Annotated in this window: 10 protein-coding genes; 6 read left to right on the forward strand and 4 right to left on the reverse strand. The window is 74.3% G+C overall.

Translation table 11 applies throughout. The features are described from left to right. Positions 1-53: 53 nt before the first annotated feature. Entirely contained in the window at positions 54-923 is an 870-nt protein-coding gene (locus ACFW47_RS25720) for a helix-turn-helix transcriptional regulator (protein ID WP_386307269.1), read from the reverse strand. 148 nt (positions 924-1071) lie between these two features. Between ACFW47_RS25720 and ACFW47_RS25725 the strand changes: the two genes are divergently transcribed. Next, positions 1072-2052 carry an SDR family NAD(P)-dependent oxidoreductase gene (locus ACFW47_RS25725; RefSeq protein ID WP_386283883.1) on the forward strand — a complete coding sequence of 327 codons (981 nt, stop codon included), beginning with the start codon at positions 1072-1074 and terminating at the stop codon, positions 2050-2052. Positions 2053-2541: 489 nt separating this feature from the next. Here ACFW47_RS25725 and ACFW47_RS25730 read toward each other — a convergent pair whose 3' ends face one another. Together ACFW47_RS25730 and ACFW47_RS25735 are read right to left on the reverse strand one after the other, a co-directional pair. After that, positions 2542-3477, reverse strand: a complete 936-nt coding sequence (locus ACFW47_RS25730; RefSeq protein ID WP_386283880.1) for an acyl-ACP desaturase — start codon at positions 3475-3477, stop codon at positions 2542-2544. A gap of 29 nt (positions 3478-3506) precedes the next feature. Beyond that, positions 3507-4730, reverse strand: coding sequence for a beta-ketoacyl-[acyl-carrier-protein] synthase family protein (locus ACFW47_RS25735; RefSeq protein ID WP_386283878.1), 1224 nt, complete (start codon positions 4728-4730; stop codon positions 3507-3509). 463 nt (positions 4731-5193) lie between these two features. Between ACFW47_RS25735 and ACFW47_RS25740 the strand changes: the two genes are divergently transcribed. From ACFW47_RS25740 to ACFW47_RS25750, 3 genes are all read left to right on the forward strand, one after another. Then, entirely contained in the window at positions 5194-5448 is a 255-nt protein-coding gene (locus ACFW47_RS25740) for an acyl carrier protein (protein ID WP_386283875.1), read from the forward strand. Positions 5449-5524: 76 nt separating this feature from the next. Continuing rightward, positions 5525-6820 (forward strand): beta-ketoacyl-[acyl-carrier-protein] synthase family protein, encoded by a 1296-nt coding sequence (locus tag ACFW47_RS25745; protein WP_386283873.1) that lies wholly within the window; start codon positions 5525-5527, stop codon positions 6818-6820. Between the two features lie 79 nt (positions 6821-6899). Beyond that, a complete protein-coding gene (locus tag ACFW47_RS25750) occupies positions 6900-8036 on the forward strand; it encodes an SDR family oxidoreductase (RefSeq protein WP_386283871.1) in 1137 nt (378 codons plus the stop codon). Between the two features lie 45 nt (positions 8037-8081). Here ACFW47_RS25750 and ACFW47_RS25755 read toward each other — a convergent pair whose 3' ends face one another. Next, positions 8082-10235 (reverse strand): MMPL family transporter, encoded by a 2154-nt coding sequence (locus tag ACFW47_RS25755; RefSeq protein ID WP_386283869.1) that lies wholly within the window; start codon positions 10233-10235, stop codon positions 8082-8084. 504 nt (positions 10236-10739) lie between these two features. Here ACFW47_RS25755 and ACFW47_RS25760 point away from each other — a divergent pair. Both ACFW47_RS25760 and ACFW47_RS25765 read left to right on the forward strand, forming a co-directional pair. Continuing rightward, on the forward strand, positions 10740-11783 hold the full coding sequence (locus tag ACFW47_RS25760) for an SDR family oxidoreductase (protein WP_386307271.1): 1044 nt from the start codon (positions 10740-10742) through the stop codon (positions 11781-11783). Positions 11784-11846: 63 nt separating this feature from the next. Continuing rightward, positions 11847-19394, forward strand: coding sequence for an SDR family NAD(P)-dependent oxidoreductase (locus ACFW47_RS25765; RefSeq protein ID WP_386307273.1), 7548 nt, complete (start codon positions 11847-11849; stop codon positions 19392-19394). Positions 19395-19423 lie beyond the last annotated feature (29 nt).

Consider the following 19423-nt stretch of genomic DNA (forward strand, 5'->3'; position numbering starts at 1 on the left):
CGGCACCGTCGGGTTCGCCCGGTCTGCTCGCCGAGCCGTCCAGCGTCCGCCGGTCAGATGAGCGCCGTGGCGGTGCGGTGACCACCTGTGACGCGAAGAAGGTCCAGTTTCCCCGCGTCGCTGCTTCCGGTCGCCGCCGTGTAGGTGACCATGCGCAGATCGGCGCCGGGGACGACGAGGACGTCGCAGTCGAGCAGGATGTCGCCGGTCTTCGGGTGCCGGATCCTCTTGCGGTCAGTCGTGTGCGGGGCGGCGTACGTCCGCGTGGCCCAGTGACGAGCGAAGACGGGGGAGGTTTCCCGTAGTTCCCGTACGAGTCGATCGAGCTGGGCGTCGGCGGGGTAGCGGGACACGGCGTCCTTGAGGTCGGCGACGACCGACGCCGCGAAGGCGTCCGGACCGCGCTCGGACTGGACGGGAAGCATCGAGGCGTGTGCGGCGCCGTCGCCGCAGAGCGCGCGGGCCAGGTTCCGTTCGGCGGTCGGGATGACGGCGGGGTCGCCGTGCAGGGCGCTCCACATGGTGTTCCACCACACCAGGGTCCAGTCGGCGGTGAACACACCGATCGGAACGTCGCCGAGGCGCGCGGCCAGCCGTTGGATGCCCGGGGGCACATGGGTGCTGACCGTCCCGTCCCGGGGCGGCAGGAGCCCGGCGCTTCGGTACAGCTGGTCGCGCTCGGCGCGGGACAGCTGAAGGGCCCGGGCGAGGGCGCCGACGACCTGGGCCGAGGGGTTCTTCGCGCGTCCCTGTTCCAGGCGCAGGACGTAGTCGACGGAAAGCCCGGCCAACTGCGCCAGTTCCTCGCGGCGCAGCCCCGGGGCCCGACGGCCGTCCATCACTGTGAAACCGGCGTCGGCCGGGGCGAGACGGTCGCGCCAGGCGCGCAGGAGCGCGGCGAAATCGGAACGGGAGGCAGCCATGGGTTCATTCTCGTCGAGCGGCGACGCATCAGCCTGGGTACTGCCGGTCCTAGTGACGGGGACGGCACTGGCCGGCGCTGGCGCGAGCGGCGAACGTGGGGCTGTGCCCAAGCCGGGCCACATCGGCTGACCAGTGAAGGAGCCTTCCATGAAGCACACCGTCGTGATGACGGGCGCGAGCCGCGGAATCGGCCGCGTCGCCGCGGAGCACATCCTGCGCCAGTTGCCGGACGTGCACCTCGTCGTCGTCGCCCGCGGCTCCTCCGGCGCACAGCTCGCCACGGAACTCGCCACCGGCGGGAACACGGTCTCGCACATCTCGGCGGACCTCGGCTCGCTGGTCAGCGTCCGTACCGCCGCCACCGGGATCCGCGACCGGCTGGACCGCGGTGACCTGCCGCCGCTGCGCGGCTTCGTGGGCAACGCGGGCGTCCAGCACACGAACGCGCTGACCGAGGGACCCGACGGGTTCGAGTCCACCTTCACGGTCAACGTGCTCGCCAACCATCTGTTCGTCCGCGTGCTCCAGGACCGCTTCGCCGCTCCCGCCCGGATCGTGATCACCGCCAGTGACACCCACTTCGGCGACTTCAAGCACAACATGGGCATGGTGCCAGGCCCGGCCTGGAAGTCCCCGGACGTCCTCGCCCGCATACGCGCCTTCCCCAAGCCGGAGACGGCGGTCGCCGGACGCACCGCGTACTCGACGAGCAAGCTGGCCGCCATCTACCTCGTGCACGAGTACGCGCGCCGCCTGCCGGCCGGGATCGACGCCGTCGCCTACAACCCGGGCTTCGTACCCGGCACCGGCCTCGCCCGCAACGCGGACCCCGTCTCCCGGTTCGCGATGCGGCGCATCCTGCCGGCGATGGCCCACACCCCGTTCGCCACCGGCCGCGACACGGCGGGCCGCTACCTCGCCGACGTGGTCCTCGGCAGGACCCAGGCACCGACCGGCTCCTACGTCGACCGCAGCCGTGCGGACCGCTCGTCGGACGAGTCCTACGACACGCGGCGTGAAGCCGAACTCTGGGACGCCGCTGAACGGTTCACCGCACCGTGGGCGGCCAGGGCGGATGCGCTCTCGGGTGACGTGATGAGCGGTTCATCCAGCGGAATCAAGAGCTGAATCGGTGTCCTACGGCGCCACTGCGTGGACGGTCCCTCCAAACCCCTATCGTCGAAGGCGGGCCCGTCGGCCGCATCGACCGCATCCTCACTTGCTTCTCAGGGCCGAGCCACCCCAATCAAGTCCGGGTTCCGGGCAGTCGTCTTCACCGGCCTCTTCTGTGTCATCGCCCTCATGATGACCATCGGCGTGATGAGGCGGAGGGGGCGATGGGAGGAGGTCCCCGCCGTCAGCGCGGTGTTCCTGCTGGTGCTCATTCCGGCCGCCGGCGAGGTGCGGGCGATGGTGACGGCCCTGGCCCCGGCCTGCCGCAGCCGTCGTACCGTCGCCAGGCCGGCACCCTGCTGCCGCGCGCCACCGCGGCGACGCGTCCGTCGAGACCGTTGCTGTTCATGTCCGTCAGCCCGGGCCAGGCCCTCTCCCCGGGAGAGACTCAAGCCCGGGCCACGGGACGGCCCGCGGTACCGCTGGAGGGCCGTTGCCGGCCGCTCACGGCGGCGTCGGCAGCTGCTCGCGCAGTGCGGTGAACCTCGCGGCACGCCGTGCCGCCGTGTCCAGGAGCGCGGCGATGTCCTCCTGAGCCCGGGAGCCCCGGGGACCGAGTCCGGTGGCTTCCAGTGCGCCGAGTTGACGGATCAGGGGCAGCAGGACGGACTCGTGGTGCGTGACCGGACTGTAGATGCCGGACCAGGCCATGGAGGCGGCCAGCTTCTCGTAGTCGGGGGCCTGGTGGCCGGGGGCCCGGGCGGAGGCGAGCACCCGTGCGGCCGAGCTGAGAGTGTCGTCGGGGTACATGCGCATCGCCGCGGTCAGCACGGTCCGGTAGAACAGCATGTGCCGGTTCTCGTCCTGCCCGATGCGCTGGAGCAGTTTGACGCACACCGGATCGCCCGACAGGCGCTGGATGTTGGTGTAGGAGACTCGGGTGCCGAGTTCCTGGAGGGTGACGTAGACCAGGGATGACAGGACGTCCGTCTGGTCGAGTTCGTAACCGTTCTGCACGTGTGCGCAGCGGGCCCGCTCCAAGGCGGCCGGATCGGTGGCGCGGGTGACCAGGAGGTAGTCGCGGATCGCCGTGCCGTGCCGGCCCTCCTCGACGGTCCAGCGGTTCACCCAGGTGCCCCAGGCTCCGTCGAGCGTGAACATGCGGGCGATGACGCGGTGATAGCTCGGGAGGTTGTCCTCGCTCAGCAGGTTGTGGACCAGGCCGTCGCGGGCCGCCGGGTCAAGACGTGCCTGCTCGGGACGCCAGGGATCGCCGTCCAGTACCCCGTCGAAGGTGCGTCCCTCGCTCCACGGGATGTACTCGTGCGGGTGCCAGTCCGCGCAGTGGCGCAGGTGGTCGTCGAGTGCGTCGGCCGCGACCGGCTCCAGGTCGGCCAGGACCCGGGTGTCGTCCGGTGCGTCGTCTGTGTCGATGCGCATGGGGGTTGCCTTTCGAGGTGTGGTCCCGGTCATGGCGTGGTGAAGACGAGGACCGCGTTCTGCCCGCCGAAACCGAAGGAGTTGCAGACCGCGCTGTGCAGGGGCCCGGGCCGGGGGCGGCCGGTCACGATGTCCAGCCGCTGTCCCGCCTCTTGGAGGTCGTGGTTGGCGGTGGGCGGGACGAGCTGGTGTTCCAGGGTGAGGACGGTCAGCGCCGCCTCGATGGCTCCGCCGGCGCCCAGCGCGTGGCCGAGGACGCCCTTGGCGGCGGTGACCGGCGGCACGGCACCGGCGAAGACCCGCAGCAGTGCCCGGGCCTCGGCCGCGTCGCCGGCCCGGGTGCCGGTGCCGTGCGCGTTGACGTGCCGGACATCCCGCGGAGTGAGGCGGGCGGCGGCGATGGCGGTCCGCAGGACGTGTTCCGCCCCCTGGCCGTCGGGGTGCGGCGCCACGGGGTGGTGGGCGTCGCAACCGGTGGCGTGCCCGCGCAGCAGTGAACGTACCGACGCTCCCCGGCGGCGGGCGTGGTCAAGCCGTTCCAGGACGAGGACCGCCGCACCCTCGGACAGGACGAGACCGTCCCGATCCGCGTCGAAGGGCCGTGAGGCGCGCCGGGGTTCGGCGGTGCGGCGGGACAGGGCTCTGAGGCTGGCGAAGCACGTGGCGGTCATGCGGGATCGTCCGGACTCGGCGCCGCCCGCCAGCACGATGTCACAGGCTCCGGAGTCGAGCAGGGCCGCGGCGATCCCGATGGCGGTGGCCCCGGAGGCACAGGCGCTGGAGACGGTGAAGTTGGGGCCGGTGGCCTTGAGGTCGAGGGCCACCTCCGCCGCGGCCATGCTGGGCACGCTCCTGGTCAGGGCGAGCGGTGACACAAGGGCCGCGTCTCCCCGCGCGAGTCTGCCGAATTCGCGCGCGTAGGTCGCCAGGCTGTTGCTGCCGACCCCGAGGACGACGCCGACGCGCGGGGCGAGGGACCGCAGGCCGGGTTCGAGACCCGCGTCCTCGACCGCCTCGCGGGCGGCGACGAGGGCGAGGTGTGCGAACCGGTCGAGACGGCGGGCGAGCGGGCGGCCCAGTACTCGCGTGGCGTCGAAGTCGTCGACGCGGCAGGAGATGTCGATGTCCAGTCCGGCGAGTTCGGGGTCGGGTCGGGCCAGCCCCCTCCCCTCACAGACCGTGCGCCAGGTGTCGGATGCGGTGTGTCCGGCAGGGGTGATCATGCCCAGGCCCGTCACGGCGACGCCGGTCATGCTCCGGTGTCCCGTCGCTCGGGGGCCGTGCCGCGGCGACGGCGTCCGGAACCGGTGCGCGCGATGGACGTCCGAGCCCTCCGGCCAGACGGATGCCGATCGGGCTCGGCGGTCCGTGGAGGGCGGTGACGACTGGCCATCTCTGCTCCTACGGGCGTCTGGCGCGCGACACCTTCGTCTCGGCGCGAGCGGGGCCGCCCGCCGGCCACGGGGGTGCGGCCCGCCGGCTGGTGCGTGTCCGGCGTCCGGAGCCGTGGACGATCGTGTCGGCCCGGCCCCTCACGTCCCCGCCCCGCTTGCACAAACGAGGACCCGCCGCCATGGTCACGCGCCACCACCACGCGGTGCCGCCGCGCGCCCGTGACCTCGAATGCCGCCGGTCGTTCAACCGCTGACAGCGGTGACGTCGCCGCCGCGGACGAGCCCGCGTCACATCCTCCTCGGAACACACAGGAGTTGCCCCATGTACGACCGCCTGGTCACGCTGCTCACCGAAGAGTTCGGCATCGACGCCGACTGCCTACGTCCGCAAGCCACGGTCCGGGATCTCGACGTCGACTCGTTGATGCTCGCGGAGATCGCCGTGATCCTCTCCGAGGAGACCGGGGTCAGGGTCGACGACCTCGACGGCGGCCTGAGCCTGGACAGCAACCTGGAGGAACTGGCCGAGGCGTTCGCGGCGGCCATGGCGCGCGGCTCCGAGGCGGCGACCGTCTGACGTCCGTCCCGCACCGTCCGCACGCCGCACCGCGTCTGTCCCGCTCCCGTCCGACCTCCGTGCCGAAGGACCAATGATGCCTCTTGACCCGACGTCCGGCTCCGAGGCGACGGACCCCGAGCGGACGGCCGGTCACCGGCGGCGCCCCGCACCGGGCGGCGTGGCGGTCACCGGCCTGGGGCTGCTGACCCCGGCGGGCCGCGGGCCGGACGCCTGCTGGCAGGGGCTGCGGCAAGGCGTCGGACTGGCTGTCAGGGACCCGGTCCTCGCGGGGCTGCCCGTGGACCTGTTCTGCCCGGTGCGCGCCGTCGACCCGGTCGGCGTGCTGGGGCGGCGGACGGCGCGTCGGCTCGACCGGTTCGCGCACCTCGCGCTGATCGCGGCGCGCGACGCGGTCACCGACGCCGGCCTGGCCCCGGACGACTGGGATGCGCCCCGGGTCGGTGTGATCCTCGGCATCGGGGGCAACAGCCTGGACACCTACGGCCGGGAGTTCCGCCGTCTCGACGCGGACATGCCCCACCTGGTCTCGCCGACGGCCCTGACCCGGAGCGTGCCCAACATGGTCGCCGCGGAGGTGGCCATCGACCTCGGCGCACGCGGCCCTGGATTCACCGTCGCCGGAGCCTGCGCGTCCGGGGCCATGGCGCTGGGCGTCGCCGCCGGCCTCGTCGAGTCCGGGGCCTGCGACATCGTCCTGGCGGGCAGCGGCGAGTCGGCGCGAGGCCGGATGGGCGCGACGTGCTTCCACCAGATGGGAGCCCTCTCCCGCCGCACGGACCGGCCGGCCGAGGCATGCCGGCCCTTCGACGCCGAGCGTGACGGTCTGGTGCTCTCCGAGGGGGCGGCAATCCTCGTGCTGGAGGATCCGCAGCACGCCCGCAGGCGGGGCGCCCGTGCTCGCGCCGTACTGCGCGGGCACGCCTTCAGCAGCGACGCGTACCATCCCGTCCTGCCGCGTCCCGACGGCACCGGTGCGGTCCAGGCCATGCGACAGGCCATCACGGCCGCGGGCTGCACGCCGGGCGAGGTCGACCACGTCAACGCCCACGGCACCGCCACGGTCGCCGGTGACGCCGCCGAAGCGCTGGCCCTGCGGGAGGTCTTCGGCGGCGATCCGCCGCCGGTGACGGCCCCGAAGAGCGTCCTCGGCCACAGCCTCGGTGCCTCCGGCGCCATCGAGGCAGCGGTGACCGTACTGGCCCTGGAGCGCCAGGAGATCCCGCCGACCGCCAACCTCCGACAGCAGGACGCGGGGCGCGAGCTGGACGTCGTCACCGACGGGACCCGCCCGGCCCGCCTGGACGCCGCCATGACCAACTCCTTCGGTTTCGGCGGGCAGAACGCGGTTCTGCTCTTCGGCCGGGCGTGAACGCGACGACAACCCGCGGCGCGGCGAGAGCCGGTGACGCTCCTCGGCGCGATGACGACAGCGAGCGTGAGGAACACGAGTGACCACGGTGATCACCGGTACGACCGGATTCCTGGGTTCCCATCTCCTGCTGCGCCTGCTGCGCGGTGGCCACCGGGTGACGGCTCTGGTCCGACAGGACCCGCCGGCCGCGCGGAGCCGGCTCGCCCGCGCCCTCACGGCCGCGGGCGCCGGGCAGGACGACCTCGTGGCGCTGGCGGACGTACGCCTGATCCGGGGCGACGTGTCCCGGCCCTTGCTGGGGCTGGCCGACGACGCCCACCGTGCCCTCGCCGCGGAGGCCGAGGAGATCTGGCACTGCGCCGCGGGCATCGACCTTCAGGCGCCCCTCGCCGCCCTCAGCCCGGTGAACGTGGACGGCACCGGCCACGTTCTGGAACTCGCCGAGCGGAGACCGGGGACACCCGCCCGTCTGGTCCACATCAGCACCGCCTTCGTCGCCGGAGGACGGCTGTCGGGCACCGTCACCGAGGACTGCCTCGACGACTCCCACGGCTTCGCCGCGCCCTACGAGGCCACGAAACACCGGGCCGAGCAACTGGTCCGCCAGTGGGCGCGGCGGACCGGAGCCACGGTCACCGTGCTGCGGCCCAGCGTCCTGGTCAGCCACCGGCGCGTACCGCCCGGTTGCCCCCACCACCCGCTCAGTGCCGCCGGCGTGCAGCTGGCCCTGGCCGCGCGGCAGGGGCCGAGGTGGCTGGCCCGGACGTCCGGCACCGTCCTGCCGCCGGACGAGACCCTCACCGTGCGCCTGCATCTGCCGCGCGGAACCGTGATGAACTTCGTCCCCGTGGACTACGCCGCCGACGCGATGGTCCGGCTCGCCGCCGCCACCGTCCCGCGGGGTGTGCGGACCCGCCACGTCGTCCACCCCGTCGACACCCCCAACAACCTGTGGCTGCCCGCGGTCCTGTCGGCGCTGCCGTGGGTGCGTCTGGACCTCGTACCGGAGCCGGTGCCCCTCGGCCCGCTGGAGAGCCACCTCTCCCGGCTGACCCGCAGCGGAGACCAATACGGACGGCTCACCCGGCGCTACGACCGCTCGGCCCTGGACGCGGCCGATGCGTCGGACGGCGTCCCGCCGCCTCCCGCTCTCGACGCGCGCTACTTCAGCGCGGCCGTGGACCGACGCGGTGCGGGCCGGTCCAGTGGGTGACGACGGGCGTCAGGCGCCCGTAGGGGCGGCGCGGCGCCGCACGGGTCACACCCGGGGGCGGTCGGCCGTGGGCACGGCACCCGTCTGTGCGGGCAGACGCACCGCGGCGTCGCCGGCGGGCAGCAGGCGCCCCAGTCCGCCGGGCAGCCACCAGTTGGCGCGTCCCATCAGCCGCATCAGGGCGGGTGCCAGCACCATACGGACGACGGTGGCGTCCAGCACCACGGCGGTCATGACCACGAAACCGATCTGACGAAGGTCCTGGCGGTGGGCGCTGAGGAGACCGGTGAGACTCACCACGAGCACACCCGCGGCCAGACTGATGGGCAGCGCGGTGCGGCGCAGGCCGTGCAGGACGGCCGCGGCGTTGTCGCCGTGGGCCCGGTAGTGCTCGGCGATGCGGTGGACGAGGAAGACCTCGTAGTCCATGGACAGACCGAACACCAAGGTGAGCACGATCAGCGGTAGCAGCGGGTTGACAGCGGGGTAACCGAGGACGGGCGCGGTCAGGGCGAGCATCCCGAAGGCGGCGGCGACGCAGAGCAGGTTCATCGCGATCGCCTTGAACGGCACGACGACGGAACGGAAGACCAGGAAGGTCAGCAGGAAGGTGCCGCAGCAGATCACCACCAGCACCAGCCCCACCTGATCGTCGACCTCGGCCGCCAGGTCGTGGACGGTCGCGGCCGGTCCGGCGATCCCCACGGGCTGTCCGGAGGGCAGCAGGCGGGGCACCAGGTCCTCGCGCAGGTGCCGCTGCAGGGCAGCCGCGGCGGCGGTGTCCGGGGCCTGGCGTTCACCGATCAGCACCAGCGTCAGGTCGCGGCCGTTGTCGAGCGCGGTGGTGAGGAACACCCGCGGATCCTCACGCAGTTCGGCGGTCAGGCGCTGGGTCTCGACCGATCCGGCGCCCTCGGGGTGGGGCAGCGCGACCAGCGTCAGGCTCGCGACCTGGTCGTCCTCCATCCGGGCCAGCCCGTCGCCGAGCGTGGTGCCGGACAGGACCGCCCGGTCGAAGTGCAGCGCCGTGCGCAGCCCGAGCACCGGGGCCGCGGCCAGCAGCAGGAGCAGCACCGCCGCCGTGGCGTAGCGTCCCGGATACCGCAGCAGGTGGCCCGTCCAGCGCTCCCAGACGGTGGGGCCGGCCTTCGGACGGCGGCGTCCCGCCCGCGCCCAGGGCATCGCTCCCCACTCCAGGACCCGGTCGCAGGAGGCGAGGAGCGCGGGCATCAGGGTGAGCGCCGCGAGGGTGGCGGTCGAGGCGGCCAGCACTGCGGCGAGCGCCAGCGCCCGCATGTAGGCGATGTCCGTCAGGAACAGGCCGACGGCGGTCGTGACGACGGCCGTGCCCGCCAGCGCGACCGTGGCCCCGGCGGTGACGGTGGCTTGTTCGGCGGCCCGCTCCGGGGGCAGGCCCGCGGCCCGGCGCCGGCGGTGCCGCAGCGTCATCAGCAGGGCGTAGTCCAGACCCACGCCGAGGCCGACGGTGGCGACCACGGTCACCGCGGTGGCGTCCACGCCGTGGGAGAGCCCGGTCAGCGTCAGGACGCCGAGGCTCAGCACGATCGCGGTGCCGGCGAGCAGCAGGACCAGCGCTGCGGCGCCCACGGATCCGAGCCCCACCGCCAGCAGCAGGGCCGCCGCGGGCACGGCGTACGTCTCGGCGGAACGCAGGTCCTCGGTGGTGGCACGGGCCAGTTCGGACAGGACCGGGTCCAGGCCCACCAGGGCGACGGACACCGCGCCGTCCGAACGCGCGCGGGCGACCTCCTTCGCGCGGGTGTCCAGTTCCGGCAGCACCCGGCGGGCGGTGTCCGTCGCACCGGTCACGCCGAGCATCACGTAGGCGTGCCGGGGGTGCTGGCCCTCGGCGCGGGGGACCGGCAGCGCGGCCCCCACCCTCGCGTGCTCCGACATCGCGGAGCTGACGGCACGGGTGGTGCGCCGGTACGCCGGATCGTCGGCGGGCAGTGTGCGGGACGTGAAGGCCAGCATCACCTGCCGGCCGCCGACGTCCGGGAACCGCTCGGCGATCAGCTCGGACGCGGCGGCCGAGGCGGACCGGTCGACCGTGATGTCCGGTGGCTGCAGCATCCGGGACAGGGAGGGGAGCGCGGCGAGACTCGCGGCGACCAGCACCAGCCACCCGGCCATCACGGCGTACCGGTACCGCACCACGAATGCTCCGATTCGGCGCACCCGCGCCTCCCTTCCGCGTCGCTGTCGAGGGCCATTGGCTACCACAGGCGAACCGGGACGTCCGGTGCGTCCGGACCCTCCGGCCGGTGGCGGGGGTGGCGAGGAGCCGGGCGGCACAGGCCCGCCGGGACCACCGGAGCCCTCCACGGTGACGACTCGAAGGGGTGATGCGGGACAGCGCGCGCGTTGACGACGGACCGGGCGCGCGGGCCTCGGTGCGGGATACGGGCGGCCGGCCGCGGGCGCCCGTGGCAGCCCGGCCTCCGAATGGCCGCCCGCCGATGCGCCGTTGACGGCGGCGGTTGCCGGCGGACCGGCGGCCGGTGATCACCCCGGAGGGTGAACACTCAGGACCGGCGTCACGGTGTGCACTCGCTCGGCTACTGTCCGACGCGTGAGTCATGCGATGTCCTCAGCGGCCCCCTGTTCGCGTCCGGCCCGGAGCCCGGCGGACGGGGCGGTCCCCGCCACCGGCCGGTCGGGCGCGGGAACGCGGGAGCGTGCGTGCTGACCGCGATCACCGGCGCCACCGGGCTCCTCGGCCTGCACCTGGTGCGTGAAGCGCTGGCGCGCGGAAGGCGGCTGCTGCTGCTCGCGCGCCGGCATCCGCTGCCGGCCACCGTGCGCGTGGAACGGTTCCTGCGGACCTGCGGCGCGGGCACGGAGGAACTGCGGATGGCGCGTACCCGCGTGGAGACGCTGGAGATCGTGCTGGAGGACGGTTTCCTGGGGCTGGGACGCGAGGACTTCTTGCGGCTCGCGGACCGGATCGACGTCCTGTGGCACTGCGCCGGCGACATCTCCTTCGCAGCGGACCTGGAACGAGCGCGGCGCACGAACCTCGACGGGACACGGCACGTACTGCGTCTGCTGACGGCCGGCGAGCGGGCGCCACTGCTGTGCCACGTCAGCACGGTCGCCGTGGCCGGAGGCCGACCCGACGGGATCGTCGAGGAGAGGGAGCTCGACGCCTCCTTCGGCTTCAACACCCCGTACGAGCAGTCGAAGTTCGAGAGCGAGAGGCTCGTGCACCGCTGGGTGTCCGAGCACGGCGGCCGGGCCGTCGTCTTCCGCCCGAGCTGCCTGGCCACCCTGCGCCCCGCGCACCCCGACCGTCCCCGCCATCCGCTTCAGGTGCTGGCGGAGCGGGTGGGTGCCGTACTCCGCCGGCATCCCGGGCCGGTGACGCTGCCGGTGCCCGAGGGCGCCAGGACCAACGTCGTGCCGGTCGAGCACGCCGCGTACGTGATGACGGAGGCCGCCGGACGGCGGTGCGGGGACCGGCCCCGCGTCTGCCACGTCGTCAACCCGCGCGACCTGCCCGTGACCGAGGTGGTCACGGCCCTCGGTGACCACTTCGGCGTCCCCGTGGACACCACCTGGCGTTCCGCGCCGGGATCGATCGACGTGCGGCTCGCGCTGCCCGCGTACGCGTGCTGGCTGTCGTTCTCCCGCACCTACGAAGACCGCGCTCTGGCCCGGATGGGCCTCGCCTGTGCCGACCGGCCCGTCATCGACCGGCACTACGTCGCGGCGGCCCTGCGCTGACCGCCGTCCGCCACCGGAAACGGCCGGCCCCCGCTCTCGTCCCATGACCTCAAGGAGACCGCTTTGCCCACGTCCCCCGTCCCCGTCCCCGGGCACGACACACCGATCGCCCTCGTCGGAGCCGCCTGCCGCCTTCCCGGGGGCATCACCTCCCTGGACGGCCTGTGGACGGCCCTGAGCGAGGGCCGGGACCTGGTCACCGAGGTCCCCGCGGACCGCTTCGACACCTCCCGGTTCCTCGACCGGGACCCCCGCCGCCCCGGCAAGACGTACACCGTCGCGGGCGGGTTCCTCCAGGACTACGACCGGTTCGACGCCTCCTACTTCGGGATCTCTCCGCGCGAGGCGGCCCACATGGACCCGCAGCAGCGGCTGCTGCTGGAGATGGCGGTCGAGGCGCTGGACGACGCCGGGCTCGACGCCGACCGGATCGCGGGCACGGACACCGCCGTGTTCGTCGGCTGCGCGGGGTCGTCCGCCCTGGCCCTGATGGGAACCGTCCCGGACGAGACCGGCCCCTACACCATGACCGGCGGAGCCAACTCCATCGTCTCCAACCGGCTGTCGCACGTCTTCGACCTGCGAGGCCCGAGCATGACCGTCGACACCGCGTGTTCGTCGGCCCTGACGGCGGTGCACCAGGCCTGCGAGGCGCTGCGCACCGGCCGCAGCCGCACCGCCTTCGCGGGCGGCATCGGTCTGCTGCTCGATCCCCACCCCTACGTCGGGTTCGCCAAGGCGTCGATGCTGTCCCCGACCGGCCGGTGCCGGGCCTTCTCCGCCGACGCCGACGGATTCGTACGGGCGGAGGGCGGGGCACTGGTCCTCCTCAAGCCGCTCGCCGACGCGCTCGCCGACGGCGACCGGGTGCACGCGGTGATCCGGTCCTCCGGTGTCAACAGCGACGGGCACACGCAGGGGATGGCCCTGCCCAGCAGCGAGGCGCAGGAGGAACTGCTGCGCACGCTCTACCGGGACGCCGGCGTGTCCCCGGACGAACTGGTGTACTTCGAGGCGCACGGCACCGGGACGCGGGCGGGGGACCGTGCCGAGTGCCGGGCGGTCGGACGGGCCCTCGCAGCGGCCCGCAGCCGGGGGCCGCTGCCCATCGGCTCGGTCAAGAGCAACCTGGGGCACCTGGAGGCGGCGTCGGGCATGCCGGGGCTGCTCAAGGCGTGCCTGGTGCTGCGCCACGGACACATCCCCGCCAGCCTCCACGCCGAACCGCTGTCCGCCGACATCGACTTCGCCGGGCTCGGACTGGAACCGGCCGTCACCGCCAGGCCGGTGCCGCCCTGTGAGGGCCGAGGGGCGGTCGGGGTCAGCTCCGCCGGGTTCGGCGGCGCGAACGCGCACGTCCTGCTCGGAGCGGCGCCCGCTCCGGCCCCCGCGCCGGCGGAGGCCGCCCGGCCGCGGGGCGGCGCGCTGCCCGTGCTGGTCTCGGCCCGTACCGAGGAAGCCCTGACGTCCGCCCTGCACCGGACGGCCGACCATCTTGAGACCGTCGGACCCGACGCGTTCTACGACACCGCCTGGACCGCCTGCCGCCGACGGCACGCGCACCCGCACCGCGCGGTGGTACTGGCCCGCACACCGGAAGAGGCCACCGACCGGCTGCGGGACCGGGCCGCCTCCCCGGCCGTACCGCCGCCGCCCGTCACCGGGCGACCCGGTAGCGCAAGGGTGGTGTTCGCGTTCTCAGGGAACGGGTCGCAGTGGCACGGGATGGGCGCCGACCTGATGGCCGCGGTGCCCGCCTTCCGCGCCGCCGTCGCGGAGGCGGACGCCGCGCTGACCCCGCTGCTCGGCTGGTCGGTGGCCCGCGAACTGGCCGCGCCGGGCGGGAACTCGCGCATGGAGCGCACGGAGGTCGCCCAGCCGGCGCTGTTCGCCCTGCAATGGGGGCTGGTGGCCGCGCTGGCAGAACAGGGCGTGCGCCCCGACGTGGTGCTCGGGCACAGCGTCGGCGAGATCGCCGCCGCCTGCGCCGCGGGGGCGCTGGACCTGCCCGCCGCCGCGCGGGTGGTGGCCGAGCGCAGCCGGCTGCAGGCCACCACCGTCGGCAGCGGCCGCATGGCGGCGGTGGGATTGCCCGAGGGTGAGGCCCGCGCACTGCTGCTGCCGTACCGCGGGAAGCTGGAGATCGCCGCCGTCAACAGCGTCCGCGACGTGACCGTCAGCGGTGACGAGACGGCCCTGAAGGAGCTGGGGCAGCACCTCGCGGAGCGGGACGTGTTCTTCCGGCCGCTGGACCTCGACTACGCCTTCCACAGCCGGCACATGGACCCGCTCGCCGAGCCCATGAAGGCGGCACTGGCCGATCTGCGCCCCGGAGCGCTGCGGCTGCCGTTCGCCTCCACCGTCACCGGACGGCTCCGGCACGCCGAGCAGGGCACCGGTCTGGACGCCGGGTACTGGTGGCGCAATCTGCGGCGGCCCGTGCTGTTCGCCGAAGCGGTCGCCGCCGTGCTGCAGGAGGGCTGCGGGGCGCTCGTCGAGGTCGGACCGCACCCGGTGCTGACGGCGTACCTGCGCCGCGCCGCCGAGTCGGCGGGCGTCCCGGCAGCGGTCCTGCCCACCCTGCGCCGCCACGGCCGGGGTGCGGACGCTCTGGAGGACACGGTCGGAGGTGTCCTGGCCGCCGGAGCCGGGGACTGGTCGGCGTTCTTCCCCGTACCCGGAAACGTCACCGATCTGCCGCCGTACGCCTGGCAGCGTGAGACGCACCCATTGCCACCCGCCACGTCGTGGACCCGCACCTGCGGGAGCGGCGTCCTGGACCACCCGCTGCTCGGCGAACGGGCAGCGGCCCTGGAGCCGGGCTGGCACCAGCGTCTCGACCCGGTCCGGCTGCCGTGGCTCGCCGACCACAAGGTGTCCGGCGCGGTGCTGATGCCGGCGGCCGGGTACGTGGAGGCCGTCCTCGCGGCCGGGAGCCGGATCCTCGACGGCCCCCTGGAAGTCACGGCGCTGACCTTCCAGCCGCTCACCCTGCCCTGGGACGACCCGGACCTGGACGTCTGGCTGCACACCTCCGTTTCCGACGAGGACGGCGTGGTGCGCGTGGCGAGCCGGTCCGGTGGGCCCGGGCAGCCGTGGCGGGCACACGCCCGCGGCCGGGTCCGGCGCCTGCTCGGCCGCGCCCCCGGCGGACTCGACGACGGGCGGCACGGCGACCTGCCCCGGGGCGCCGCGGCGGACGAGGTCTACCACCGGGCCCGTCGCGGGGGACTGGACTACGGTCCCTCCTTCCGCGTCCTCGAGCACGTTCGCACCGACGGCCTCGAGTCGTCGGCCCGCTACCGGGCCGACCACCTCGACACCACCGGCTACCTCGCGCACCCGGCGATCCTCGACGGCGCCCTGCAGGCCGGCGCCGTGCTGCTGGACGGTGCCGACGAGACGGCCTTCCTGCCCGCTGCCGTCGACACCGTCCGCCTCTGGCGGCCGCCGGCCGCCACCGGTCGAGTCCGGGTGCGCGCGCGGTCCGCCACCGCCGCCGAGGCCGTCTGGGACGTCACCGTCGTCGACGAGGACGGCGCGGTCTGCGTGGAACTGCTCGGCTGCCGGCTGCGCCGCTTCGACACCGGGGTCCGGCCGGCGGTCAGCGAGTGCGTCACCGAACTGCGCTCCGCTCCGCGTCCTGAGCACGGCACGGCCTCCGTCCCGCTCCCCGGCCCACGAGCCGGGGGGACCGTGACCGCCGCCCCGGTCGACGTGGTCCTGTCCGAGTCCGAGAAGCGCCGGGCGCTGGAACTCACGGAGGCGCTCAAGCGCGTGACGGCGCACTTCGCGGTCCGCGCCGTCGAGGAGATCCTGCCGGGCGAGGACTGCCCCAGCTGGGCCGGGCTGAGCGGCGCCGGCGTGCTGCCCGAGTACGAGCCCCTGCTCGGCGTCCTGCTGGAGGTGGCCGAGGAGTACGGTCTCGTGGCGGGCGCGGACGCCTTCCGCACCGGAGGCGCCTGCCGGGTCCTGTCTCCCGGCCGCCCCGAGGAGACGGTACGCGCGCTGGCGGCCGGCCCGCTGCGGCGCGGCCCGGAGCTGACCGCGTACGGCATGTGCGGCCGGCTGCTGCCGGAGGTCCTGACGGGGCGCTGTGACCCGCTGGAGCTGCTGTTCTCCGAGTCCGGCCGGTACCTGACCGAGGAGCTGTACACGTCCTCGCTCCAGTCGCAGGCCGCGCACCGCGCCCTGCGGTCCGCGGTGCGCGCCCTGGCCGGGACCTGGCCCGCCCACCGCCCGCTGCGTGTACTGGAGGTGGGTGCCGGCACCGGTGCCACCACCCGGGTGGTGGCACCCGACCTGCCGCGCGAGCGTACCCAGTACGTCTTCACGGACGTCTCCGAGTCCTTCTTCCCCCGCGCACGGGGACGGCTCGCCGCCCACGACTTCATTGAGTACCGCACGCTGGACCTCAACCGCGACCCGCGGGAACAGGGCTGGGCCGAGGGGTCCTTCGACGTCGTCATCGCCTCCAACGTCCTGCACGCCACCGAGGACGTGCGCGGCGCCCTGGGCAGGCTGTCGTTCCTCCTCACGGACGACGGCCACCTGCTGGTGCAGGAGATGCACGACACGGCTGCCTGCGCCCTGGTCTTCGGGCTCCTGAAGAGCTTCTGGGGCCGCACCGACCTCGCCGAACGACCCCGCACCCCGTTGCTGCCGCGGGAACGCTGGCGCGAACTGCTCAAGGAGACAGGCTTCGGCGACGCCGCGCACACCGACGTGGGCGGCGGGCTGGAGCGGGTCGCCTCCGTACTCAGCGCCCGGCGCGCGCCCCGCCCCCGCGCCGCCGCGGTGCCGCCGCTGCCCCGGGCGGGTGAGGGATCCGCCTGGATCGTCGTCGGGGAACCGGGCTGCGCCCTCTCGGCCGGGCTGGCCGCGTCCTTGGAGGCGGCCGGCGGCACGGTGATCCGGACCGGGCCGGACACCGGCCCGGGAGCCTGGACCGGCCTGTTGGCGGGCGGCGGCCCGGACGCGTCCACGGTCGCCGTCGTCCTGGTCACCGACCCGGACGTGGCGTGTCCGGGTGTAACGGCGCCCACCGCCCGCGAGATCACCGACCGCTGCGTGCGGTACACGGCGACGCTGCGCGACGCGTCGGCCCTGCTGTCGCGCCTGCCCTCGGACGTCTCCCGCGCGCTGTGGCTGGTGGCTCCGACGGCCGGTGCCACGCCCGTGCCGGAGCCCGCCTCCGCCCCCGCCGCCGCGGCCTGGGGCGCGGCACGCTCCCTCGCCAACGAGCACGCCCGGATCACCGTGCGGCGGCTGGCAGCGGACTACGAGGGCGGCGCGGAGGCCGTGCGGCGGATCGCGGCCGAACTGCTGGACGCCGGGGAGGAGGACGAGATCGTCACCACGGGACACGGCCGGTTCGTGACGCGGGTGACCGACCGTCCGGGCGGGCCCGCCTCGTGCACCACGCAGAAGCCGGGTGGTTACGCCCTGCACGTGCGACGGCCGGGGCCGGCCTACGACCTGGTGTGGCGCCCTGCCCCGGCGCCCGCGCCGCCCGGCCCCGGCGAGGTGTCCCTCGAGGTCCGTGCGGCCGGTCTCAACTACCGTGACGTCCTCCAGGCGCAGTCCGTGCTCCCACCGCAGCCCGCCGTCGGCGACGAGCACCCCGTCGGCTACGAGTGCGCCGGGATCGTCACCGCCGTCGGCGACGGAGTGTCCTCGCTCGCCCCCGGCGACCGCGTCTGCGCCCTGTTCCGGGGCGCCCTGCGCTCGCACCTGACCGTCGACGCGCGCGCCGTGTGCCGGGTTCCCGACGCGATGGACCTCACCGCGGCGGCCACACTCCCGCTGGCCTTCCTCACCGCCCAGTACGGCCTCGGTCACGCCGCCCGGCTGAGCCGGGGGCAGACCGTCCTCGTCCACGCGGCCGCCGGTGGCGTGGGCCTGGCCGCCGTCCAGTACGCGCAGCGGGTCGGCGCCCGCGTCTTCGCGACCGCGGGCACGGAGCACAAGAGGAACCTGCTGCGCCTGCTGGGCGCCGACCTCGTCGCCGACTCGCGCACCCTCGACTTCGCCGAGCAGGTACTCGACGCCACCGGCGGACGCGGCGTGGACGTGGTCCTGAACTCGCTCAGCGGGGAGGCCGTCACCCGCAGCCTGGAACTGCTGAAGCCCGGCGGCCACTTCGTGGAACTCGGCAAGCGGGACCTCGTCGCCAACGAGCGCCTGTTGCTGGGCCCGTTCCAGCGCGCCCTGTCCTACTGCGCCGTCGATCTCAACGAGATGGTGCTGGAGGACCAGGACCGGGCGGAACAGCACGTCGGCCCGCTCGCCGAGGGCATCGCCGACGGCACGTTCCAACCTGTGCCGCACTGGGTGCGGCCCGCCGCCGAGGCCGCGGAGGCCTTCCGGCTGCTCCAGCACTCGCACCACGTGGGCAAGCTCGTCATCGCCTTCGACGAGGCGCCGCCCCTCGCCCCGTACCCGGCAAGGCATTCGCCCGACCCGGAGGGCACCTACCTGGTGACCGGCGGACTGGGCGGCTTCGGCGCGTCCACCGCGCGCTGGCTCGCCGAGCGCGGCGCACGCCACCTCGCCCTGGTCGGACGCCGGGGCGAACGGACGCCCGGCGCCCCGGAGCTGCTGCGGGAACTGCGCGACCGAGGGGTACGGGTCACGGCGCACGCCGCCGACGCGACCGACATCGAGGCGATGCGCGACGTCTTCGACGACGCCGACCGTGGCGGGCATCCGGTGCGCGGTGTCGTGCACGCCGCGATGCACCTGGACGACGCCCCGCTGACCGACCTGGACGACGCGCGCCTCGCGGCGGTGCTCGCCCCTAAGGTGGGCGGGGCGTTCGTCCTCGACGAGCTGACCCGTGGCAGGCGGCTCGACCTGTTCGTCCTGTACTCCTCGGCCGCCGCGCTCATCGGCAACCCCCATCAGGCCCCGTACGCCGGTGCCAACACCGTCCTGGAGTCCCTCGCCCGCGCCCGTCGCCGACGGGGGGAGCCCGCGCTGGCCGTGCAGTGGGGCGGCATCGACGAGGCGGGTTACGTGGCCCGGCTGGAACTGACCGGGATGCTGGAGAGCAAGGGCATGGGCCTGCTGACGCCGCGTGAGGCGCACGGGCGTCTGGGCCGGCTCCTCACGGAGCCGGCCGAGGTCGTCGCCGTGGGCCGGATGACGTGGGAGGCGCTGCGCTCGTTCTGCCCGGCCGCGGACTCTCCCAGGCTGAGCCTGGTCCTGGCGCCGGCGCAGGACGTGGCCGGGCACAGCGGCGGCGACCTGCGCCGGCAGCTGGCCGTCCTCGACCCCGGTCAGGCCCGGGAACTGGCGTTGAGGGCACTGGCCGAGCTGGCCGCCACCGTCCTGCAGACAGTTCCGGAGCGGGTGCCGATGGAGCGGCCGCTGGGCGACCTGGGGATGGACTCCCTGATGGCGGCCGAGCTGGCCGTCCTGGTGCAGCGCCATTTCGACTGCGAGATCCCCGCCATCGAGGCGATCGCCAACCCCACCCTGACGGCTTTGGCCGACCTGGTCCTCAGGCAGCAGGCCGCCCGGAGCACCGCCGGGTCACTGCCGGCCCAGCAGACGGGTCCTGGGCAGACAGGCCCCCGAGCGGTGGTGGCCCCGATGACACGACCTTGACCGAGGACCCGGTGCCCGCACCGCCGCAG

It is taken from the genome of Streptomyces sp. NPDC058796 (genome assembly GCF_042745235.1).
Lineage (GTDB): Bacteria > Actinomycetota > Actinomycetes > Streptomycetales > Streptomycetaceae > Streptomyces.

What these genes read in the sequence shown, in the direction of transcription:
- ACFW47_RS25720 (WP_386307269.1), bottom strand. Translation starts at nt 923, where the DNA reads ATGGCTGCCTCCCGTTCCGATTTCGCCGCGCTCCTGCGCGCCTGGCGC.
- ACFW47_RS25725 (WP_386283883.1), top strand. Translation starts at nt 1,072, where the DNA reads ATGAAGCACACCGTCGTGATGACGGGCGCGAGCCGCGGAATCGGCCGC.
- ACFW47_RS25730 (WP_386283880.1), bottom strand. Translation starts at nt 3,477, where the DNA reads ATGCGCATCGACACAGACGACGCACCGGACGACACCCGGGTCCTGGCC.
- ACFW47_RS25735 (WP_386283878.1), bottom strand. Translation starts at nt 4,730, where the DNA reads ATGACCGGCGTCGCCGTGACGGGCCTGGGCATGATCACCCCTGCCGGA.
- ACFW47_RS25740 (WP_386283875.1), top strand. Translation starts at nt 5,194, where the DNA reads ATGTACGACCGCCTGGTCACGCTGCTCACCGAAGAGTTCGGCATCGAC.
- ACFW47_RS25745 (WP_386283873.1), top strand. Translation starts at nt 5,525, where the DNA reads ATGCCTCTTGACCCGACGTCCGGCTCCGAGGCGACGGACCCCGAGCGG.